This window comes from Mesorhizobium sp. WSM4828 (assembly GCF_055811175.1).
In genome coordinates, this window is sequence record NZ_JBVVQK010000089.1 from 1 (window position 1) to 1,214 (window position 1,214).

The 1,214-nt window shown below is 54.7% G+C and carries 1 protein-coding gene; it reads right to left on the reverse strand.

Annotation, left to right across the window (positions count from 1 at the left end):
• Positions 1-55: 55 nt before the first annotated feature.
• Positions 56-1,214 (reverse strand): M24 family metallopeptidase (locus tag AC0L2X_RS32375; RefSeq protein WP_473601204.1); only part of this gene is annotated, 1,159 nt, incomplete at its 5' end.

Here is a 1,214-nt window from a genome sequence, read left to right on the forward strand (position 1 = left end):
TTAGCCTCCCTTGGAAAGCCGCCACAGCGCATCACACTGCCGATTTCGCAACACGTCAATGATTTACCAGCAGGTCGCGCGGCATATTGCTGAAGGACTTCGCGCCATCATCGGTGACACGAATGGTTTCACTGAAGATATAACCATCAGTCCTTTCAAAGATGCCAATGATGAGGTGCATGGTCATGTTGGCCTGGAGAACCGTCTCATCGCTTTCTTGGAAGCTCGGGTTGCCCGACGCCCAATCGATGCCTATCGAGTATCCGATTCTGGATTCTTTTCGCACGCCCCGAGGTCCAAATTCGCGTCGAAAAGCTCGTTCCACATCGTTGCACTTCACTCCAGGCCGTATAGCGTCAAAGGCAGCGAGGAAACCATCAAGGCACGCCTGATGGACGTACCGCGATCTAGCGGTTGGTTCTCCCAAAAATATCGTTCGCGCCAACGCGGTGACATATCGGCGACGGAAGGCGCCGATCTCGAAATTCGTTTGGCAGCCCATCTTGTACTGTTCGTCAGTCCATGCCGCATGCACCGCGTTCGCAGGGGAACCTACGTTCATGGAGATAGGGTGGCGGGCGTATGAGCCCGGAATTTCCGGAGTGCCAGCCATCAGCGCTTGTGATACGGCGGCGCCTACGTCGCATTGTCGAGCGCCAACAGAGATTGAATGCCTACCGATTTGCATAGCTCTATCGACAATCTTTCCCGCTTGCTCCATATAAGTGATCTCAGCAGGTGATTTTATCGTCTTCAGCGCGGACACCACACCGTCGGCATCGATGAATTCCGCAACGCCTAAACTCTTGCTCAAGGCGGCATGGCCCTTCACCCCAAGCATCTTCCCTGACAGTTCGACCCCAATACGGCTCGACTTGCTGCGCTCGCGGACAAGGTCAGCAATGGGTTGCCATGCCGTGAGCTGACTCGAACCGATGTATTTCTCCGGGTAGCTGATGAGGCGTGATTGCGGCAGGTACGAACTGGCCTCTGCACATACAATGTCCATCTCACGCAATAAAAGCCATGGCTGCTCCTCTTCCTGACATACAAGAGCGAGTTGTGGCACGTAGTCTGAAAAGCCCTCGTAGCCCGTGAGATAGTTTATATTCCCTTCATCCAAGACAAGCAGTACGTCGATGCCACGCTCGGCCATCTGCCGGCGCAGCCGGGTCACGCGCGCGCGATATTCTTCTTGACTAAATGCAGGCATG